Origin of the sequence: Nocardia sp. CA-135953 (genome assembly GCF_050955735.1) — a bacterium.
GTDB lineage: Bacteria > Actinomycetota > Actinomycetes > Mycobacteriales > Mycobacteriaceae > Nocardia.
Genome location: NZ_CP192082.1, coordinates 5,853,330 through 5,874,396 on the forward strand (window position 1 = coordinate 5,853,330; position 21,067 = coordinate 5,874,396).

The 21,067-nt window shown below is 66.5% G+C and carries 10 protein-coding genes and 2 pseudogenes; 8 read left to right on the plus strand and 4 right to left on the minus strand.

What is annotated here, in order from left to right; genetic code table 11:
* Window positions 1-1,191 carry an ABC transporter ATP-binding protein gene (locus ACQPXH_RS26865; protein ID WP_433599255.1) on the plus strand — a complete coding sequence of 397 codons (1,191 nt, stop codon included), beginning with the start codon at window positions 1-3 and terminating at the stop codon, window positions 1,189-1,191.
* Window positions 1,166-1,876, plus strand: coding sequence for a 5'/3'-nucleotidase SurE (gene surE / locus ACQPXH_RS26870; RefSeq protein WP_433599256.1), 711 nt, complete (start codon window positions 1,166-1,168; stop codon window positions 1,874-1,876). Before ACQPXH_RS26865 ends, surE begins: the two co-directional genes overlap by 26 nt.
* Window positions 1,877-1,988: 112 nt before the next feature.
* On the opposite strand, the pseudogene ACQPXH_RS26875 reads toward surE, so the two are convergent.
* Window positions 1,989-2,132 (minus strand): annotated as a pseudogene (locus tag ACQPXH_RS26875) (NmrA family transcriptional regulator); the annotation flags it as partial.
* A gap of 66 nt (window positions 2,133-2,198) precedes the next feature.
* Window positions 2,199-2,413 (minus strand): annotated as a pseudogene (locus ACQPXH_RS26880) (cupin domain-containing protein); the annotation flags it as partial.
* Window positions 2,414-2,737: 324 nt separating this feature from the next.
* On the opposite strand from ACQPXH_RS26880, the gene ACQPXH_RS26885 reads away from it, so the two are divergent.
* The 5 genes from ACQPXH_RS26885 to ACQPXH_RS26905 all read left to right on the plus strand — a co-directional run bounded on the left by ACQPXH_RS26885 (window position 2,738) and on the right by ACQPXH_RS26905 (window position 11,419).
* The gene (locus ACQPXH_RS26885) at window positions 2,738-3,130 is read left to right on the plus strand and encodes a hypothetical protein (RefSeq protein WP_433599257.1); all 393 of its coding nucleotides are present in this window, start codon (window positions 2,738-2,740) and stop codon (window positions 3,128-3,130) included.
* Complete coding sequence (locus ACQPXH_RS26890; RefSeq protein ID WP_433599258.1) at window positions 3,130-7,695, plus strand: HAD-IC family P-type ATPase; 4,566 nt, start codon at window positions 3,130-3,132, stop codon at window positions 7,693-7,695. Before ACQPXH_RS26885 ends, ACQPXH_RS26890 begins: the two co-directional genes overlap by 1 nt.
* A 154-nt stretch (window positions 7,696-7,849) precedes the next feature.
* Window positions 7,850-8,656 (plus strand): alpha/beta fold hydrolase, encoded by an 807-nt coding sequence (locus tag ACQPXH_RS26895; protein WP_433599259.1) that lies wholly within the window; start codon window positions 7,850-7,852, stop codon window positions 8,654-8,656.
* Between the two features lie 310 nt (window positions 8,657-8,966).
* Window positions 8,967-9,881, plus strand: coding sequence for an MBL fold metallo-hydrolase (locus ACQPXH_RS26900; RefSeq protein ID WP_433599260.1), 915 nt, complete (start codon window positions 8,967-8,969; stop codon window positions 9,879-9,881).
* 470 nt (window positions 9,882-10,351) lie between these two features.
* Window positions 10,352-11,419, plus strand: a complete 1,068-nt coding sequence (locus ACQPXH_RS26905) for an alpha/beta hydrolase (RefSeq protein WP_433599261.1) — start codon at window positions 10,352-10,354, stop codon at window positions 11,417-11,419.
* Between the two features lie 267 nt (window positions 11,420-11,686).
* Here ACQPXH_RS26905 and ACQPXH_RS26910 read toward each other — a convergent pair whose 3' ends face one another.
* On the minus strand, window positions 11,687-12,130 hold the full coding sequence (locus tag ACQPXH_RS26910; RefSeq protein ID WP_433599262.1) for a zinc-binding dehydrogenase: 444 nt from the start codon (window positions 12,128-12,130) through the stop codon (window positions 11,687-11,689).
* A 341-nt stretch (window positions 12,131-12,471) separates the two neighbouring features.
* Entirely contained in the window at window positions 12,472-13,473 is a 1,002-nt protein-coding gene (locus tag ACQPXH_RS26915) for a hypothetical protein (RefSeq protein WP_433599263.1), read from the minus strand.
* 1,331 nt (window positions 13,474-14,804) lie between these two features.
* On the opposite strand from ACQPXH_RS26915, the gene ACQPXH_RS26920 reads away from it, so the two are divergent.
* On the plus strand, window positions 14,805-20,519 hold the full coding sequence (locus tag ACQPXH_RS26920; protein WP_433599264.1) for an IPT/TIG domain-containing protein: 5,715 nt from the start codon (window positions 14,805-14,807) through the stop codon (window positions 20,517-20,519).
* The last annotated feature ends 548 nt before the right edge of the window (window positions 20,520-21,067 follow it).

Consider the following 21,067-nt stretch of genomic DNA (forward strand, 5'->3'; position numbering starts at 1 on the left):
ATGACCAGTGTCAGTCTGACCGAGCCTCACGTGCCGAGTACCGAGCTCGATCTCTCGGCCGGTGTGGTGCTCGACGGTATTTCCAAGCGATACGGCGACGACCACCCGGCCCTCGCCGTGGATCACCTGCACGTGCCGGGTAAGTCGCTGACCGTGCTGGTTGGCCCATCTGGATGCGGGAAATCGACTGCGCTGGGAATCGTGTCCGGTCTGATCAGTCCCACGACGGGGCGGGTGCTGATCGACGGCACCGACGTCACCGACTACGCGCCGGGGCGCCGCGGTGTCTCGATGGTGTTCCAAGACTTCGCGCTGTACCCGCACATGACGGTCGAGCGCAACATCGCCTTCGGCCTGCGGCTGGAGGCCAAGCACAACCGCAATTCCGGTTTGGACCGGACCGAGATAGAGCGACGCGTGGCGTATGCATGCGAGAGCCTCGGGCTCACCGAACTGCGCCACCGCCGTCCGGCGCAACTATCGGGTGGTCAACGACAGCGCGTCGGTCTGGCCCGAGCGATCGTACGGCAACCGAAGGTGTTGCTGCTCGACGAGCCGCTATCCGCGCTGGACGCCCAGCTTCGCCAGCAGGCGCGGGTGGAATTGGTCCGGCTGCACCGCGAGCTCGGCAATACAGTTGTCCTGGTTACTCATGACCAGCTCGAAGCCTTGTCGATGGCTACTCACCTGGTCGTCATGAACGACGCCCGGGTGCTGCAGGTCGGCAGCCCAGCCGAAGTGTACCGGCGCCCGCTCGATCTTTTTGTCGCGACGTTCCTGGGCAGCCCACCCATGAACGTGGCCGAGGTGACGATGAGCGACACCGGTGACGAGCTGACGGGGCCGGGTCTCGAGGCACGGCTCCTGAGCCCGATACCACATGCGCCGGTCGAAGTACGGCTGGGCTGGCGGCCAGGCGACGGGATGCTCGTGCCTGACGGTGCGAACCGGCAGCCGGGGTTGGTCGTCCACGGCGTGGTCGACCTCGTCGAGTTCACCGGGGACGCAAAAATCGTGCAGTGCACCGGCGCGTCGGGCCGATGGGCTGTGACGGTGCCCGCGACCGGCCCAGCACCTGCCGTCGGGCAGCGGGTCCAGGCGAGTGTTCCGGTGGACCGTCTGCACCTTTTCGATCCGGTGACCGGAGCCCGAGTGGAGGCTAGCGATGCACCTGCTGATCACCAACGATGACGGCTATCGCGCGCCTGGACTACGGGCGTTAGCGGAAAGCGTGCGCGCGCTCGGTCTGGACGCGACTGTGGTTGCACCGAGCGGACCGATGTCGGGCGCCGGACAGTCACGGCGCAGCGGCGTTCCCGTCGATTGGGCGTGGGCCGAACCGGTCGCCGGAATACCCACGATCCACCTGGGGTCTACACCCGCGGCCTGTGTGATCTTCGCGCTGACCTCCGGGGTAGTGCCGCCAGTCGACTTGTGCCTCAGCGGAGTGAACGCGGGTGAGAACCTCGGCGGCACACTGAATGTCAGCGGCACCTACGGCGCCGTGCTCGAAGCGGGAGCGCGTGGCGTATCCGGAATCGCGCTGTCGCGTGAGGTCGGTGGGCCATGGGCCGAGCCGGACAGCTGGGAATGGGCCTGGGTTCCCGACGCGGCCGCTCGGGTTCTCACGACACTGCTGGCAGCCCGGTCGGGTTGGTTCACCGCCAACATAAACCTCTCTGGCACCGACCGCGGCACCAATCCGGCCTACACCCGGGTGAGCCGAGTGCTCTACTACACCGACACTTACGATGTTGTCCGCGGCAGCATCGTCAGTGCGATCGGCTACCGTGCCGAGGAATTGGCCCCCGACGACGACATACAGGCCTTCGCCGAACAAAAGCGGACCAGCATCTCACTCGACCGCCGGATCTGAACAGTTCTGATCGACCTCGCTGATCTCCATCCAGCACAACAACGAAATACAACTGTCGAGCAAGTGTTCCGCGCCTGAAATCCGTTGTAGATATTTGTCGAGGGAGTCGCACTACCACCGACAGCGTGACGTGGTGGCCCGCACCGGCCGCCTTCTCCTCCGCAAGGAGGTTTCGGGTCGAGGTGGTGAAGAATTCGAGCACCGGATCATCGTCGAACGACGGCGAGTTCGATACGTCGACAACCACCTGAGTACCGGTCAGGACCGCCGATAACTACAACTCGGGTCATGGTGTCGGACCTGCCGGTGAGTGTTGATCGAGGTTGTTCCCATCCTGGTAGTGGATGACGTCCCCACCCGGCTCCCAGAATGTTTGACCCGCCTCGATCACCCGCGGAGGCTCGCCTTCCAGCTCGAAGAGCATCTCGCCCTCGATGACGTAGCCGTAGGCCGGACCGGAATGCCGATGCGGTGGTGAACCCTCGCATCGAGGGGGAGAGTATCCAGGATCGTCATAGCTTCAGCGCCATCCGGCATCTTCGGTGCCTCCGTGACGGAGCCGATCACCTCGATGTGGGGCGGGGGCGCCGTCGTGTTCGGGTTGTTAGCAATCTGTTGGCAATTCAGACGGGTTGAGTGGCTGAAACTCCGTCACCGCATCTATAAGACCGTGCCGACGCCGTCGTTTACCTCGCCTTTTCGTCTGCGCCAGCGATGAGAGACTCGAACGCGCGCGTTTCGGTCTCCGCCATGCGGACTGATTCGGCCATCAAGGAAAATGGAATCACGAGTATGCTGGCAACGCACTGGTTTCCGCAGGAGGGAAGTTTACCGCTACCTACTACGACTGAGGTGTGGATGATGAGCGTTGCATCGGGCACCGTGGAAAAGCTGGGGGCTACGGCATCGGCGACTGTCCATGTGGTCGAAGCGGCCGGTGGAGCCGCGGTCGGCGCGGTTACCGGTGCAGCGCGCGGCACGGTCGAGGGCGCTGTCTCCGGCGCTCGTAGTGGGATCGACGTATCGACCGCGACTGTGCTCGGCGTCGTCGCGGCGGGTGTGACGGGGCTGGTCGAATGGCCAGTGGCTGTGGCAGCGAGCGGGATCGCGGGTGCGGCCTACTTGCTGCGGCACACAAGAACCGAATCCGGCAAGCAAGCCGCGGCCAAGAAGCCACAGCCGCGGCGGCGTACAGGTACGCGGCCGAAGAAGACCGCCGCCGCTTCTGCGCGGGCGCGAACCCGCGCGAAGTGATGGGGTCTCTGCAGGGCTTGGCTACTGCGCCGATCCGGCTGCCCCTGGCGGCGACCGCGGCCACGCTGGGATTGCTCCGGCGCCCGGTCGCGGTGGCAGCGCGGCTGACGAACCCAGCAGTCGCCGAAATGGCCGCCGAACTCACCGAGGGCATCGGCCGGGAACTGAGCGCCCTTGTGGATCCGCGACGGATGCGGAGGCAGCGGCGGATCACGGTGCATGCCAACCGTATTCACGCCGAAGTTCGCGGGTTGCAGTCGGCACAGAACGCTCGGGTGGCCGAGTTGGTGCGCAAGCACCTCGAGCAGGAACCGGAAGTGCGCTGGTTCCACGTCAATGCCACCACTGGACGGGTCACGGTGACCGCGGACCCGCAACGGCTGTCCGCGGCACAGCTGGAAACGATCCTGGAACGTGTCGAAGATCTTGCCGGAACCAGTGACACCCCTTGGAACCGCCGGTTCGAGCACCCCTCCGATCGGGAGCCGGTACTGACCTCGGCGCTGCAGCTGGCCGGCGATGTCATCGGCATCGGTGCGGCCGTCACCGGGCGAGTGCTCCCGATGCCTCCGCCGGCGCAAGTGCTCCGGGGCGCGGTGGCATTGGTGGACGGACAGCCGCGGTTGCGCGGCGCCGTGGAAGCTCAGCTCGGCCGCCACCGCGCCGACACTGTGATCGTGGTCGGAAACGCCCTGAGCCAGGCCCTGGACTCGCAAGTGACCGGCCTGTGTGCCGATGCGATGCAGCGGGCGGTGCGGCTGGTCGAGGCCACCGCTCGCTTCGCGCAGTGGCGGCGCTGGGAACAGCTGATCGCCGACCCGGACCTGCCCGACGTCGACGAATACGACCCCCCCGAACCGCGGCCGGTAGCGCTGCCGCATGGACCGATCGAGCGCTGCACCAGCCAGGTCAGCAGCGCGGCAGCACTGGCTTCGGCTGCGACGCTGACCGGCGGCCGCGACGTCGCCGATGCCGCCGACGCCGTGGCGGCGGGCGTGCCGAAGGCGGCGCGAGCTGGTCGCGAGACCTTCGCCGGTGCGCTGTCGACCCTCATGGCCGCGCGCGGGGTGCTGACCCTCGACCCGCTCATGTGGCGCCGCCTGGACCGGGTCACCGCAGTGGTCATCGACCGGGACGCCCTGCGCGGTCGGCAGGCCGTGGTGCTCGACGCCGAATCCCATGACGACAGCTGGCCGGTCGAACACGTATGGAGCGCCGCCCAGCGTCTGCTGTGGTGCAACGGTGAGAAACTGCCCATCCCGCCACCACCTCGGCACCAGCGCGAGGATCTGCACCTGGGCGTCGCTGCCGACGACGCCCCGCAATCACCTGGCACCGATCCCGGCCCCGGAGATGATTTCGGTGGCCCGCGCTGGTACCTGCTGCATGAGGACCGACGTGTGGTCGGGCGGGTGCTGATCGGTAACGAGCCACACCCGGGTGCGGCCGGACTTTTGGCCACCGCCCGACAGGCCGGCCTGCGGGTGGTACTTATCGGCGACGAGGGCACCGGCGAATTACGGCCCAGTGCAGACGAATTCGTGCCCGCGGGCGGGTCGGTGTCCGAGCTGGTACGGCGACTGCAGCAGCAAGGACATGTAGTGGCGGTAGTGAGCACCGACGCACATCGCGCTCTAGGTGCCGCCGATCTGGCGATCGGTATCGCCACCCTGAGCCCCGGCACTCCGGCGCGGATCCCGTGGCAGGCGGATGTGTTGTGCCCGGATCTGAGTTCGGTACGACAGATAATCGCCGCCGCCGGTCCAGCGCGCCACGTCAGTGAGCGCGGCCGGGTCCTGACGCTGTCGGCGGCCACGCTCAGCGGTCTGCTGCTCGCGTCCGGTCCCGCTGAGGCCAGGGCAATGCGCGCCACCGGTCCGGTCGCGGCGGCCACCCTGATGGGGTGGGCCACGGGCCTGAACTCCGCGCGCCGGGCCGCCCGCGTGGCCGGACCGGCCGAGGTGCGGCTGGTGCCGTGGCATGCGCTGGAACCGGACGAGGTGGCCGCTCGACTGCCTGCCCCGCACCGGCCGCCACCGCTGCCTCGCTCGCACGTCACCACCGCCGCCAGCCGCATGTCACAGCGATTGGCCACTCCCGCAAAGACTCTCGCCGATCTGGTCACAGACGTGCGCCGCGAGCTGGCCGATCCGATGACACCGCTGCTGGGTGTCGGCGCGGTCGCCTCCGCGCTGCTGGGCTCGCCCACCGACGCGGTGCTTGTCGGCATGGTGCTGGGGCTCAACGCCACAGCCTCGGCCCTGCAGCGCCGCCGCGCCCGCATGTCGCTGCACAAACTGCTGCTCGGCGAGCGATTGACCGCTCGCCGACTCACCGAAGACGGCGAAATCGAAACTCCCGCAGACGATCTGCTGCCCGGTGATGTGATCGCGCTCGCCACCGGCGAGGTAGTCCCAGCCGATGCCCGGCTACTGGAAACCGACGGGCTCGAGGTGGACGAGTCCGGGCTCACCGGCGAATCGGTGACCGTGGAAAAGCAAACCCCCGCCACACCCGGCGCCGCGCTGGCAGAGCGCACCAGCATGGTGTTCGAGGGCAGCATCGTGGTCAGCGGCGAGGCGCGCGCGGTGGTCGTCGCGGTCGGAAACGGAACCGAGGCCGGCCGTGCCCTCGCCGCCGCCGGGCCACCGCCCAGAGGCGGCGTGCAGGAGCAGTTGCACAGCCTGACCGGACGAGTGCTGCCATTCACCCTCGGTGGTGGAACCGCTGTCACCGTCACCAGTTTCCTGCGTGGACTGGCGCTGCGCCCGGCCCTGGCCGACGGTCTGGCCGTCGCCGTCGCCGCCGTCCCCGAGGGGCTACCACTGGTGGCGACGGTCGCCCAACTGGCCGCCACCCGCCGCCTGTCCCGACGCGGCGTGCTGGTCCGCTCCAGCCGCACCATCGAAGCGCTCGGCCGCATCGACACCATGTGCTTCGACAAGACCGGCACCCTCACCGAAGGCCAGTTACGGCTCGTCGCGCTTGCCGACCTCGACCACCAGTGGGACAGTGACCATTTCGCGAGCACACCGGGGTCGCGGGTGCTGTTGCGCGCCGCCGCCCGCGCCTGCCCCGACCCCGAAGACACCCCACTGGTACACGCCACCGATCAAGCCGTCGTCGAGGCAGCCGATACCCACCTGGGCCGAAGACCACCCCACACCTGGGATCCCATCGACGAAGTGCCGTTCGAAAGCTTCCGCGGCTACTCCGCGACAGTGGGCAACACCGGACGGCACATCCGGCTCGCCGTCAAAGGCGCCCCCGAAGTGCTCCTGCCACATTGTGATCAGATCCTGCGCATCGATGACGAGGACCGCCATCAGGTTTCGCCGTTCACACCCGAGTGTCGCAGCGACGCGGAGACAGCGGTGCGGCGACTGGCCGCCCAAGGGCTGCGGGTCCTGGTGGTCGCACGCCGCGATTTCGCCGCCGCCCCACACGACGTCACCGAGGAAATCGAGCAACTCACCCTCCTCGGCTTCCTCGGCATCGCCGACAGCCCCCGCCCACAGGCCTTGGAACTGCTCGCCGAACTGGCCCGCAACGACATCAGCGTGCGGATGATCACCGGCGATCACCCCATCACCGCGCGCGCGGTCGCCCAACAACTCAACATCCGCGCCGACACAGTGGCCACCGGCGCCGACCTGGACGCGCTCGACGAGGACGGCCAAGCCGAACTGATCGAGCAGGCAACGGTTTTCGCGCGGGTATCACCCGAACACAAGGTACGCATCGTGTCCGCGCTCCAGCGGCGTGGGCACACCGTGGCAATGGCAGGCGACGGCAGCAACGACGCGGCCGCCATCCGCACCGCCGACGTCGGGATCGGGCTGGCCGCCCGAGGATCGGTCTCCGCACGCGAGGCCGCCGACCTGATCCTTACCGAAGGCGTCGACCTCACCGTCCTACAGGAGGCACTGGCGGAGGGCCGCGGCATGTGGCAGCGGGTACGCGACGCGATCGGCGTGCTGGTCGGCGGCAACGCCGGTGAGGTGGCGTTCACCGTCCTGGGCACCCTGCTGTCCGGTCGAGCCCCGATCGGCACCCGGCAATTCCTGGTGGTCAACCTACTCACCGACCTCGGGCCGGCAATGGCGATCACCCTGGCAGACACCCGGCCCGCCGACGACAGCGACACGACCGAGACGACACTCGGGCCACCACCGGGCATCGGCACCGACTTCCTGCAAGCGGTCGCCGTACGCGGCACCTGCACCACCGTCGGCGCCGGCGCGGCCTGGCTGCTCGGCCGCGCCACCGGCCGACGCCGCCGCGCGGAAACCATGGCGCTGGCCGCCCTGGTCGGCACACAGCTCGGACAGACACTGGTGATCGGCCGGCGCAGCCCCCTGGTCTGGACCACCGTGGCAGGCAGCTCCGTACTGCTCGCCACGATCATCATGACCCCCGGAGTGAACCGGTTCTTCGGTTGCGTACCTCTCGGGCCGATAGCCTGGTCGATCGTGATCGGCTGCGCCGCATCCGGCACCACCGCCGCCCTCATCGCCGGCCGCGCACTATCCCAACCACTCCCGCGATCAGACCAGAGCACGTGACACCGAGCCGTACATTCCAACTCCGCCAGCCGATTCAGAATGGCGGGATTTGAAGCTTTACCGATGCAGCAGCATAAAGCGTCGAGACACAATCCGATGATCGCCGCCGGATCCGGCCTGACCACGTCATGCGCATACAGCGAGGGAGCACGCCATGAGCTTTGTTCGATTCGCCCGAGCCGCACTCGTCACGATCGCCCTCGTCGCCGCCTCGGCCGCGACGCTGGCCGGTCCGGCCGCCGCCCAACCATTGCCGACGGTCGTCTTGGTGCACGGCGCTTTCGCCGACACCACCAGTTGGGACCCGGTCGCCGCCGAGTTGCGCGGCCGCGGCTACACCGTCGCCGTCCCCGACAACCCATTGCGCGGACCCAGCTATGACGCGGCCACCGTCGAGAAGACCCTCGCCGGGATCTCCGGGCCGGTGGTGCTCGTCGGCCACTCGTACGGCGGCGCGGTGATCAGCAACACCCACAACCCGAACGTGAAGGCCCTCGTCTATGTCGCCGCCTTCGCGCCGGCACAGGGCGAGCCCGTCCAGCTGGGACTGGATCCGATCCGATTCCCCGGCAGTCAGCTGCTCCCGCCCGTCTTACAGGTCAAGGTCGTCGACGACGCTCACGCGATCGGCGGCACGAACCTCGACGGCTACATCGCCGCCGACGCGTTCCACCGGGTGTTCGCACCCGATGTCAGCGATGCGACGGCCGCCACCATGCTGGCCCACCAGCACTCGACCGCGCTGTGGGCCAACCTCGAGCCGTCCGGGCCGACATCGTGGTCGAACACTCCCAGTTGGTCCCTGATCCCCACCGGCGACAACATCATCCCGCCCGCTTCGCAGCGCTTCATGGCGGACCGCATCGGCGCGCACACCACCGAGATCGCCGCCTCACACGCCGTGCTCGTATCCCAGCCCGTTGCCGTCGCCGACATTATCGCCACCGCAGCGGGCAGCTGACCAGGGACGTCGAACCATGGACCCGCAGCCGAGCGGCACAGCCGCCGGCGTCAGCGCGCGAGCAAGAGCCTCGACCTCGCGATCGCCGAAGCGCTCCTCGGCGCGGGCTGCCCCAACGTTTGGAGCGTCGCGGGAATCAGGTTCCCAACCGGCGACAAACCGGATCTCGATCGTTAGCCGGAGCGTTCAGCGCGACAAGACAGCCACTCCTCTCGAGCCACAACAACTGCAAACACAAATCAGCTACCCCCACCGCCCTGGGCATCCAGGGCACCGACCCCAGATACATACGACCCCAAGGGAGACGATCATGAGCTCGGACAACCCCTCACAGTCCGGCAAGCCGGGACTCGACGAGTTGGTTCCGTCGCGCTACGCGCTGCAGGTCGGCGACATCGAAGTGCTGGTGATCAGCGATGGGGTACTACCGATCGCAGCCGAGACGATCGCCTACAACGCCGACTCGGCAGAGCTGGCGGCGTGGCTGGACGACATGTTCCTGCCACCGGACGTGCTCGAATGGCCGCTGAACGTTGTCGTGGTGCGTAGCGGCGACCAGACCGTGCTCATCGACGCCGGGCTGGGCTCAGAGTTCTCAGACTTCCAGCAAGCCGGGCGATTGGCCATGCGACTGAAGGCCGCCGGCATCGACACCGCATCCGTGACCGACGTGGTACTCACCCACCTGCACATGGACCACATCGGCGGGCTACTCGGCAACGGGCTGGGGCACGGACTACGTCCGGACCTGCGAGTCCACGTGGCCACCGCCGAGGCCGAATTCTGGGAGTCACCCGATTTCTCCCACACCTCCATGCCGGCGGGAGTGCCCGACGCGCTTCGGTCAGCCGCCACCCGGTTCCTCGAGGAGTACCGCAGCCGGCTGCGGCCGTTCGAGACCGAGCACGAGGTGGCGCCAGGGGTCGTCGCCAGTCGCACCGGCGGACACACCCCCGGGCACAGCGTGGTCCGTCTGGCATCCGACGGCGACCGTCTGACATTCGCCGGAGACGCGGTGTTCCAGGTCGCGTTCGACCGCCCCGACTGGTTCAACGGTTTCGAACACGACCCCGAGGAGGCTGCCCGCGTCCGCGTCGGTCTCTTACAAGAGCTGGCGGCCAACCGCGAGGCGCTGGTGGCCACTCACTTGCCGTTCCCGTCCGTCTGCCACGTTGCGACCGCCGGCAACGCCTTTCGCTGCATTCCGGCCGTCTGGGACTACTGACCGCTTCGGCTTCGAACAGGACATCCAGCCCCTGTTCCACCAGCGAGAACGTGACAAGATGCCGTTCCCGGCCGCGCACCGGTGGCGACGACCGCGCACAGCACGGACTTGCGCATCGTGAGACGAGCAGCGGGCCGCCCGCGTCACCGACTTCGGCGGCTCCCAGGGTAACCACGGTGATCCCCGTCGCGGCCGGCCCCAGCCCGGCAGCCATGCCGCTGCGATCGGGCAGACGCACGCGTCACCGGCGTGTGCCGGGTCGGCGACGGTTGTCGAGACCGCACCGGAGTTGTTCGCACACATGCGCCAGCGCGGCAAGGTGTCGTTCAAGGCCACGACAGACCAATGCGAGAATCTCACCGTCTCGAAGAATCTGCCGTCCTTCACGGCTTGGCAGACCTCGGGTGCATATATATGAAGCAGTTGCCGCTCTGAATCTGACTGCGGCGTAGAAGAAGCAGGACTGGAAGTTGCAAGAACTCTCGCTCATCACCCGTGCGGCTTTGGTCAAGGCCGCCGGTATTGCAGTTTTGACCTTGGCGGCGGCAACGTCGATCGTGCCGACCGCCGAGGCCGAGCCGGGGATCGGACTGCCAGCTGCACCCGCTACGTCGATGATGGCGCCGGATGGTTCTCGGATCACCGAAGTTCACATCGTCAACGACCGGCACGTGTTGCTCACCGTGTACTCCTCGGCGATGAACAGCGAATATCGGGTCAAGGTTGATCGTGCAGCCGACAGCTCGGTGCCGCGGCCCGTGCTGTATCTGCTGAGCGGCGGAAGTGGAGGAATCGGTCAGGCGTCGTGGGACCGCGAGACCGGTGCATCCGAGTTCCTGACCGCGAGAAATGTCAATGTGGTGCAGCCTCTGGGCGGCGCGGGCTCTTACTACACGGACTGGCGCATGCCAGATCCACATCTCGGAGTGCAGAAGTGGAGGACGTATCTGACCGAGGAGTTGCCCCCGCTCATCGACAGCGAACTCGGCACCACCGGGGTGAATGCCATTGCCGGAGTGTCGATGTCGGGTACCTCGGTCCTGCAATTGCCCATCGCCAAGCCCGGCTTGTACAAGGCGGTCGCCTCCTACAGTGGCTGCGCGGCGATCTCCGACCCGCTCGGCCAGGCCTATGTCCGTCTCACCTCGGCCTACAGCGGCGGCAACGTGGCGAACATGTACGGCCCGCCCGATGATCCGATGTGGATCGCCAACGATCCCTATGTCAACGCGGCCGGCCTGCGGGGCATGGACATTTATCTCTCGAGCGGCAACGGCACACCCGGCCCCTACGACCACGTCGGCGATCGCCACCTGGTCGGCGGTGGTGGGGAAATCGCCTTGGCGAACCAGATCCTGGTCGGCGGCATCGTCGAACTGGCGGTCGATCAGTGCACCCAGAACTTGGCTGCCCGCCTCGCGGACCTGGGGATACCCGCAACAGTGGAACGCCGCCCCTACGGCACCCACTCCTGGGGGTATTGGGATGACGAACTGAAGGCATCCTGGCCGGTATTGGCGCACGGACTCGGGCTGTAGTCAGCGCACGGCCCGAATTCCAGGGGGCCCGAATTCCAGGGGCCCGAATTCCAGGGGCTCGGATTGCTCAGCTGGCGAGTTTGCTGCGGATCAAATGGTTCGCGCCGCGTCTCCGGCCCACGTGGCTCGGCGTCCGGAGATGTCGCCAACCAAAGGTCAGGTGGTCGCCGCCATGGCCTCGCCCATGGGGGCGGGGGCCGCGACGACCTCGGGATCAAGGTTCAGGGGCATGATTACTTCAGGAGTTGGCGAGTCGAGGCGGGATCGTCAGACGGCGGGTGGGACGGCCACGACCTTGCCGTGGATTTCTCCCGCGTCGGCCTGCTGGTGGATCGCGGGCAGTTCGCTCAGCGGCACGCGCTGGGCGATCTCGACGTGGAGGTCGCCGCTGTCGATGAGGGCGACGAGATGCGAGAGCACGTCCGCGTCGGGGTGGACGAAGATCGTGGCCGCGCGGACGTTTCGCTCCTCGTCGCCCGGTGTCGTCACGGTCGGTGTCGTGGAGACGACCGCGCCGCCATCACGGACCCGTGCGACCAGGGCGGTGAACCCGTCCGGGCTGATCGGGGCCAGGTTGAGCAGTACTCCCGCCCCCGAGGTCGCCGAGCGACGCGCAACCGCGCTGTCGAACCGCCCGAGTAGTACCGAGAGGCAATGCCACACAACGGGATTCCGCAATCCATCCAGTCGGTACTCCCTCGCGAAAAACACAACAGCTAGCCTTCTCTGGTGAGTGCTGCACCGACGACTCGGCGCGAGATGCGGCAGAAGCTATCGGAACTGGTCGCGGTTCGCGCTGGCCTCGCGTTAAACGACAACCCGGATCTCGAGATCCTCACGCGGGCTCCCTTACCGCGACGCGCTCACAATCCGCCCACCGCAGAACGGGCACTGCCGCAGAGATGTGAAGTGGGACCTGGGCGTGTCGGGGTTGCGTCGTCGAGCACGTCGACGGGTCCGATTCCGCGATTATCGCCGACGCATCCATCACGCCAGCGCCCCCTCACCCTGCGGGAAACCGGATGAAGCACAACGACAATCGGGGTTGGGATTCATGGTGCCGATTCGATCAGCAGATGCTCCAAGCGGGCCGTGTCGTCGGAGTCCTCATCGACACCGACCACTGCGACGAACTCGCGATCACCGGCACGTCGCTGCAAATGACTCCAGGAGTTGGCGAGATACCAGCTTGCCCCGGTGGTACCACGCGGGCCTAAACCCGCGCAGAATATCCAGTATCGGTCAGGGTGCAGATCCGGGCTCGGTCGCACTCGCGCGATGACACCGGTACTGCGACCTCCGGTCGAGCCATACCGGCTACCATCGGTCAACTCCAACTGCTCTGAACGGGAATCGCCTTCAGCACCACTTCCATTGAGAGTGAAAAGCGGACGATCGACGCTTTCGAGATACATTCGTGTGCAGTCGTTGCAAGTCAGTCCAAAACTGATATAGGGGCGGTCGCCGTGTGCGACGACTTCCCGGTCGCCTCGGATATCAGTCACAAGACCAGGTTGGCGCCGTAACGCGGAAAACACGTATAGCAGTCCGCGAACTTCCTTCTCCGGTAAGGCAGCCAGCACATCCGAGCGATGATCAGCCGCAACTGCGCGGACCTTCCCGAATTCACTCGGATAGGAGGCCTCGGCCGCATCGAATGCTCGCACAGGCCGCAGTGGTAGTTCGAAGGTCGGGTACACGAGAGTGATCCCGCTGGTGATCATCTCGGCTCCGAGAAATGCTTCGAACTCGATGTCGGTTCCAGGAGAATCCAGCTCGCGCCCGCGAGCTGCGACTGGTGCGGCATCTGCCATCTGAAACAATCTTTCGATCGTCCAGCCAGGGAACATCCTGACCAGCACCCGGCAATGGTAGTCGCGCGGAAGCCCGACCATTCTGCCCGAAAGCCATTGGTAGAACTGTGTCTTCGCTGGCCCGTAACCAGGAGGGATGGGAGGATCGAGTTGCGCGGCGCACCTATCGTACGCGGCCAGGAAATCCGAATGGCTCTTGAGATGCTGCTCCGCCAGCAGCATCTTCAGAACGGTAGCCAATGAAACCCCCTTACCCCTGAAGCCACCACCCTGGTGGCGGCGACTCGATTTACAACCGCAGCTCGCACGTGCCATCAACGCTGTCCGGGGACCGCCCGGACGCAGTATCGCTCGGACATAGCTGTAGGAGACTCTGTTACCGATCCCACCCACCGTGGCTATGGTGAGCTCGACCGTCCCCTCCCGGCCGGGGCGAGCGCAAAGCTGCATGTCCGGGTCGCTGGTTAACGAGGTAGGCGCAACGCTGTCGACGGAAGGATCGCAGTGGCGGTCGACAGGCCGGTCCCGGTGAGGCTAGGCGTAGCGCCAGGCCCTTGGATGGGACTGGTGCTGTTCAACGCAGGTATCGCAACGTAACAGACACTGTTGCTGGGTCCCTCCGACGGGGTGGCACTGACCCGCACCCGGCAGGCGCAGTCGCGGTGACTCGAGTATCCGAATCGACGGTGAAGGTGGTCGCGGCAGAACCGAATCGCACGATCAAAGAACCGGCGAATCCGGTACCCACCGGATAACGTTCGCGTCTCCCGATGCGGAGCACGAGGTCGGAGAGCGGGAGGTGATAGTAGGCATGACGCTGCCTCCTTTGCCGCGATCATGATTCCTCGAATGCACCGGGTGGTTACTTCCAGTAAGCCCCCTTACCCTGTTGCAGAGCAATGCATCTCCGATCCGTTTTCGTTCGTTTTCACACTCAGACCTTGCCTGCCGTCGATGTAATTCATTCCTCCTGTGTCAGGGTCGGTTGTGCTGCCGCACCCTCGTTGGTGCTCGCTGCCGAAATTCCCTTGGACAGAGGGGTTCCCGCCCCCAATTGTTCGCACCGGGATCATGTTGATCGCCACAGTCGATCGAGCCTGGCTGCTAGCTCGCTGCCGCCGATGGTTCGGTCCATCCCGGCGGTGCGGTCGCGACACGAGCCACGCCGTGCCAAAGCAGCGAAGCTGCACCCGGAAAAGGCCGGGCAGCGCGGCGCGGCAGACGACCCCGTCGGGCGCACACCTGCGGCACGGGACCGCAGACTCCGCAATCAGTGACGAAACCCGTTGCGGCGCAAGTCTGGAGATCACCAGTGCGGCGCCATATCCAACGGCCGTGACGTTACTCATGATCACGGCGATCGGACGCAGGGCCGGTAGTTGTTGCCGACCCGACCTGCAGTCTCCAGATCTTCAGCTGGCGGCGGGAATTCGATAACGGACGAAAACGAACCCCTCAGGACAGTCGGTGTCGTGTTTCAGGGACGTTAATGGAAGTTGCGGGCCACCACAGCAACTCGGGCAACCGCCCGGGGCACAAAGGAATTACACAGCAGCAAGGAGGCAAGCATCGTGCCTACCATCACGTCTCTCTCCCCGACCTCGGGACCCACTACGGGTGGAACCAGCGTCACGATCACCGGTACGGGGTTCACCGGTCCGACTACCGTGCGATTCGGTACTACCGCAACGACTTTCACCCTGGATTCACCGACACAGATCACAGCGATCGCGCCCGCCGGCTCAGCCGGTACCGTACAGGTCACTGTGACCACCTCGGCGGGCACCAGCAACGGGGTGCCCTACACCTATCTCGCGGTTCCCGCGCTGAACAGCATCAGTCCCAGCCAAGGATCGACCGCGGGCGGAACGACAGTCACACTCACCGGGTCGGGCCTGACGGGAGTCACCGCGGTGAATTTCGGTGGCACACCCGCGACCTCTTTCACAGTCAATTCCGACACGCAGATCACCGCAGTGACCCCCGCGGGCACTGGGTTCGTCACCGTCACCGTCACCGGACCTGGTGGCACCAGCAACCCGGTTACCTACATCTACGTCGTCGTTCCGACCATCACCTCCATCTCCCCGACCGCCGGACCCACTGCAGGCGGGAACAGCGTGACGATCACCGGCACCGGATTCACCGGCCCGCTGACCGTCCGATTCGGTACGACCGCAACGACATTCACCGTGAACTCCGCTACCCAGATCACCGCCATCGCCCCGGCCCATTCGGCAGGGACGGTGCAGGTGACCGTCACCGGCTCGGGCGGAACCAGTAACGGCGTCAGCTACACCTATGCCGCGGTGCCGACGCTGACCAGCATCACACCCACGGCAGGATCGGTGACCGGGGGAACCACGGTCGTTCTCACCGGAACGAATCTGACGGGCGCGACCGCGGTGAGTTTCGGTGGCACACCGGCGACCTCGTTCACCGTGAACTCCGCCACCCAGATCACCGCCGTCGCTCCGGCCCATTCGGTCGGGACGGTCCAGGTGAGGGTGACGACACCAGGTGGAACCAGCAACGGCGTCTCCTACACCTACGTCGCGGTACCCACCTTGACCACAATCGCCCCCAACACGGGTTCGGTGACCGGCGGGACCACGGTCGTTCTCACCGGCACGAACCTGACCGGTGCGACCGCGGTGAGTTTCGGTGGCACACCAGCGACCTCGTTCACCGTGAACTCCGCCACCCAGATCACCGCCGTCGCCCCAGCAGGAGCCGCCGGAACGGTGCAGGTCACCGTCACGACAGTGGGGGGAACCAGTAACGGCGTCGCCTACACCTACGTCGCGGTACCCACCTTGACCACGATCGCCCCCAACACGGGTCCCGTCGCCGGCGGAACGACGGTCGTTCTCACCGGAACGAATCTGACGGGCGCGACCGCGGTGAGTTTCGGTGGCACACCGGCGACTTCGTTCACCGTGAACTCCGCCACCCAGATCACCGCCGTCGCACCAGCCCATTCGGTCGGGACGGTGCAGGTCACCGTCACTACCGTGGGTGGCACCAGTAACGGCGTTTCCTACACGTACGTCGCGGTACCCACCTTGACCACGATCGTGCCGAACGCGGGTTCGGTGACCGGCGGGACCACGGTCGTTCTCACCGGCACGAACCTGACCGGCGCGACCGCGGTGAGTTTCGGTGGCACACCAGCGACCTCGTTCACCGTGAACTCCGCCACCCAGATCACCGCCGTCGCCCCACCAGGAGCCGCCGGAACGGTGCAGGTCACCGCCACAACAACCGGTGGCACCAGCAACGGCGTCGCCTACACCTACGTCGCGGTACCCACCTTGACCACGATCATGCCCAATGCCGGATCGGTGACCGGCGGAACCACCGTCGTTCTCACCGGCACGAACCTGACCGGCGCGACCGCGGTGAGTTTCGGTGGCACACCAGCGACCTCGTTCACCGTGAACTCCGCCACCCAGATCACCGCCGTCGCCCCACCAGGAGCCGCCGGAACGGTGCAGGTCACCGCCACAACAACCGGTGGCACCAGCAACGGCGTCGCCTACACCTACGTCGCGGTACCCACCCTCACCACGATCATGCCCAATGCCGGATCGGTGACCGGCGGAACCACCGTCGTACTGACCGGAACGAACCTGACCGGCGCGACCGCGGTGAGTTTCGGTGGGACACCGGCGACTTCGTTCACCGTCGATTCCGCTACCCAGATCACGGCGGTCGCTCCGGCCGGGGCGGCAGGGACGGTGCAGGTCACCGTCACGACTGTGGGGGGAACCAGCAACGGTGTCTCGTACACCTATGTCGCGGTGCCCACACTCACCACGATCGTCCCGAACACGGGTCCGGTCGCTGGTGGGACCACGGTGGTACTGACCGGCACGGCCCTGACGGGCGCGTCTGCGGTGAGTTTCGGTGGCACACCAGCGATCTCGTTCACCGTCGACTCCGCTACCCAGATCACCGCCGTGGCTCCGGCCGGGGCGGCCGGGACCGTGCAGGTCACCGTCACCACTGTGGGGGGAACCAGCAACGGTGTCTCGTATACCTATGTTGCGGTGCCCACACTCACCACGATCGTCCCGAACACGGGTCCGGTCGCTGGTGGGACGACAGTCGTGCTGACCGGCACTGCTCTGACCGGCGCGACGGGAGTGAGTTTCGGTGGCACACCGGCGACTTCGTTCACCGTCGACTCCGCCACCCAGATCACCGCCGTCGCTCCGGCCGGGGCGGCAGGGACGGTGCAGGTCACCGTCACGACTGTGGGGGGAACCAGCAACGGTGTCTCGTACACCTATGTCGCGGTGCCCACACTCACCACGATCGTCCCGAACACGGGTCCGGTCGCCGGTGGGACCACGGTCGTGCTGACCGGCACGGCCCTGACGGGCGCGTCTGCGGTGAGTTTCGGTGGCACACCGGCGACTTCGTTCAGCGTCGACTCCGCCACCCAGATCACCGCCGTGGCTCCGGCCGGAACAGCCGGGACCGTGCAGGTCACCGTCACGACAGTGGGGGGAACCAGCAACGGTGTCTCGTACACCTATGTCGCGGTGCCCACACTCACCACGATCGTCCCGAACACGGGTCCGGTCGCTGGTGGGACGACAGTCGTGCTGACCGGCACGGCCCTGACAGGCGCGACCGGAGTGAGTTTCGGTGGGACACCGGCGACTTCGTTCACCGTCGACTCCGCTACCCAGATCACGGCGGTTACTCCGGCGGGGTCGGCTGGGACGGTGCAGGTGACCGTCACCACTGTGGGGGGAACCAGTAACGGTGTCTCGTTCACCTATGTCGCGGTGCCTACTTTGACCACGGTGGTGCCCAATGTCGGATCGGTGACCGGTGGAACCACCGTCGTACTCACCGGCACGGCCCTGACCGGTGCGTCTGCGGTGAGTTTCGGTGGCACACCGGCGACTTCGTTCACCGTCGACTCCGCCACCCAGATCACCGCCGTCGCTCCGGCCGGAACAGCCGGGACCGTGCAGGTCACCGTCACCACCGTTGGCGGCACCAGCAACGGCGTCGCGTACACCTACATCGCCGTGCCCACTTTGACCACGGTGGTGCCCAGCGCGGGTCCGGTGACCGGCGGAACCACCGTCGTGCTGACCGGCACTGCTCTGACCGGCGCGACGGGAGTGAGTTTCGGTGGCACACCGGCGGCCTCGTTCACCGTCGATTCCGCCACTCAGATCACGGCGGTTACTCCGGCCGGGGCGGCGGGGACGGTGCAGGTCACCGCCACCACCGTGGGGGGAACCAGCAACGGTGTCGCCTACACCTATGTCGCGGTGCCTACTTTGACCACGGTGGTGCCCAATGTCGGATCGGTGACCGGCGGAACCACCGTCGTACTTACCGGCACGAACCTGACGGGCGCGACGGGAGTGAGTTTCGGTGGCACACCGGCGACTTCGTTCACCGTCGACTCCGCCACCCAGATCACCGCCGTCGCTCCGGCCGGAACAGCCGGGACCGTGCAGGTCACCGTCACCACCGTTGGCGGCACCAGCAACGGCGTCGCGTACACCTACATCGCCGTGCCCACTTTGACCACGGTGGTGCCGAACGCGGGTCCGGTCGCCGGTGGGACGACAGTCGTGCTCACCGGAACGAACCTGACCGGCGCGTCGGCGGTGAGTTTCGGTGGCACACCAGCGACCTCGTTCACCGTCGACTCCGCTACCCAGATCACGGCAGTTACTCCGGCCGGGGCGGCGGGGACGGTGCAGGTCACCGCCACCACTGTGGGGGGAACCAGCAACGGTGTCGCCTACAGCTATGTCGCGGTACCCACCCTCACCACGATCGTGCCGAACGCGGGTACGGTCGCCGGTGGGACCACGGTCGTGCTGACCGGAACGAACCTGACGGCCGCCTCTGCGGTGAGTTTCGGTGGCACACCGGCGACTTCGTTCACCGTCGACTCCGCCACCCAGATCACGGCGGTCACTCCGGCGGGGTCGGCGGGGACGGTACAGGTCACCGCCACGACAGCAGGCGGAACCAGCAATGGTGTCTCCTATACCTACATCGCGGTACCGGCCCTGACTGCCATCGTTCCCAGTTCAGGACCGGTCGCCGGTGGGACGACAGTCGTGCTGACCGGCACGGCCCTGACCGGCGCGTCGGCGGTGAGTTTCGGTGGCACACCATCGGCCTCGTTCGTCGTCGATTCCGCCACCCAGATCACCGCCGTGGCTCCGGCCGGAACAGCCGGGACCGTGCAGGTCACCGTCACCACAGTGGGGGGAACCAGCAACGGCGTCGCCTACACCTACATCGCGGTACCGGCCCTGACTGCCATCGTTCCCAGTTCAGGACCGGTCGCCGGTGGGACGACAGTCGTGCTGACCGGCACGGCCCTGACCGGCGCGTCGGCGGTGAATTTCGGTGGCACACCGGCGACTTCGTTCACCGTCGACTCCGCCACCCAGATCACGGCAGTCACCCCTGCTGAGACGGCGGGGACGGTTTTGGTGACCGTCACTACCGCTGGAGGTACGGGTGATGGTGTTTCCTTCACCTTTGCCGCAGTGCCCACGCTCGCCACTGTTGTTCCCAGCTCGGGGCCGGTGACCGGCGGGACTACTGTCACCCTCACCGGAACGGCTCTCACCGGAGCCACCGGGGTCAGTTTCGGTGGTACACCGGCATCGTTCGCCGTCGACTCCGCGACCCAGATCACGGCGGTCGTCCCCGCCGGGACGGCGGGGGCCGTGCTGGTCACCGTCACGACAGCAGGTGGAACGAGCAACGGTGTCGCCTACACCTACGTCGCGGTTCCTACCCTGACCGCGGCGGCGCCGAGCACCGGCCCGGTCGCCGGTGGGACAACCGTCGTGCTGACCGGCACGAACCTGACGGGCGCGTCGGCGGTGAATTTCGGTGGCACACCGGCGACCTCGTTCAGCGTCGACTCCGCCACCCAGATCACCGCGGTGACCCCTGCGGGGTCGGCGGGGACCGTGCTGGTCACCGTCACCACCGGAGGTGGAACCGTCGATGGTGTCTCCTTCACCTACATCGCGGTTCCTACCCTGACCGCGGCGGCGCCGAACACCGGCCCGGTCGCCGGTGGGACAACCGTCGTGCTGACCGGCACGGACCTGACCGGTGCGTCGGCGGTGAATTTCGGTGGCACACCGGCGACCTCGTTCAGCGTCGACTCCGCCACCCAGATCACCGCCGTCGCCCCAGCGGAGGTTGCCGGGACGGTGCAGATCACTGCCACGACCGCAGGCGGCACCAGTAACGGTATCGCTTACATTTACGTCTGACAGCGAATGCGGCTGGGCCGTCGGCAGGCCATTGCCTGCCGGCGGCCCAGCCGCTTCGCGATCGAACCGCGGCCCGCCGCCATCATGGATGGCGTTGCGGGGCACGGGGTTCGGTGCTTTCACATGCCCCGTGCTCGAGATCGGTACGTCGGTTTCCCCCTCTCCGAGCCCACGCTGAGGCACCCCGGAGGGTGAACACCGGGTTGTGGATACAGCGACAAAGCCGGAGGCTGCGGAAGTGTTGCGAGCGTCGACATTCGCGTTGAGTGCGAGACATAATAAGCCGGGTTCCAGTACTATTAGATGAGTTCGGTGCAACGGTTTTCCATATATCGCAAGCACAGGATGTCCCTGCGTGTAGTTCCGGTGGGCGGACGTCTGAGCATCGCGTCTTTTGAAGGGGCAGGAGAATGTCTGAAGCGGCCGTCGACCGACCGGGACTGAACTTCGGGGTAGCGATTCCGAACAGAGGAATCAGCCACTTCCGCAAACTAGATCTCATTTCGATCCGGACATATCGTGCATAGCTGCGCGTGTCCGGCAAGGTC

Excerpts from the sequence above, each read along its gene's own strand:
- ACQPXH_RS26865 (WP_433599255.1), top strand. The coding sequence starts at position 1 with ATGACCAGTGTCAGTCTGACCGAGCCTCACGTGCCGAGTACCGAGCTC.
- surE (WP_433599256.1), top strand. The coding sequence starts at position 1,166 with ATGCACCTGCTGATCACCAACGATGACGGCTATCGCGCGCCTGGACTA.
- ACQPXH_RS26885 (WP_433599257.1), top strand. The coding sequence starts at position 2,738 with ATGAGCGTTGCATCGGGCACCGTGGAAAAGCTGGGGGCTACGGCATCG.
- ACQPXH_RS26890 (WP_433599258.1), top strand. The coding sequence starts at position 3,130 with ATGGGGTCTCTGCAGGGCTTGGCTACTGCGCCGATCCGGCTGCCCCTG.
- ACQPXH_RS26895 (WP_433599259.1), top strand. The coding sequence starts at position 7,850 with ATGAGCTTTGTTCGATTCGCCCGAGCCGCACTCGTCACGATCGCCCTC.
- ACQPXH_RS26900 (WP_433599260.1), top strand. The coding sequence starts at position 8,967 with ATGAGCTCGGACAACCCCTCACAGTCCGGCAAGCCGGGACTCGACGAG.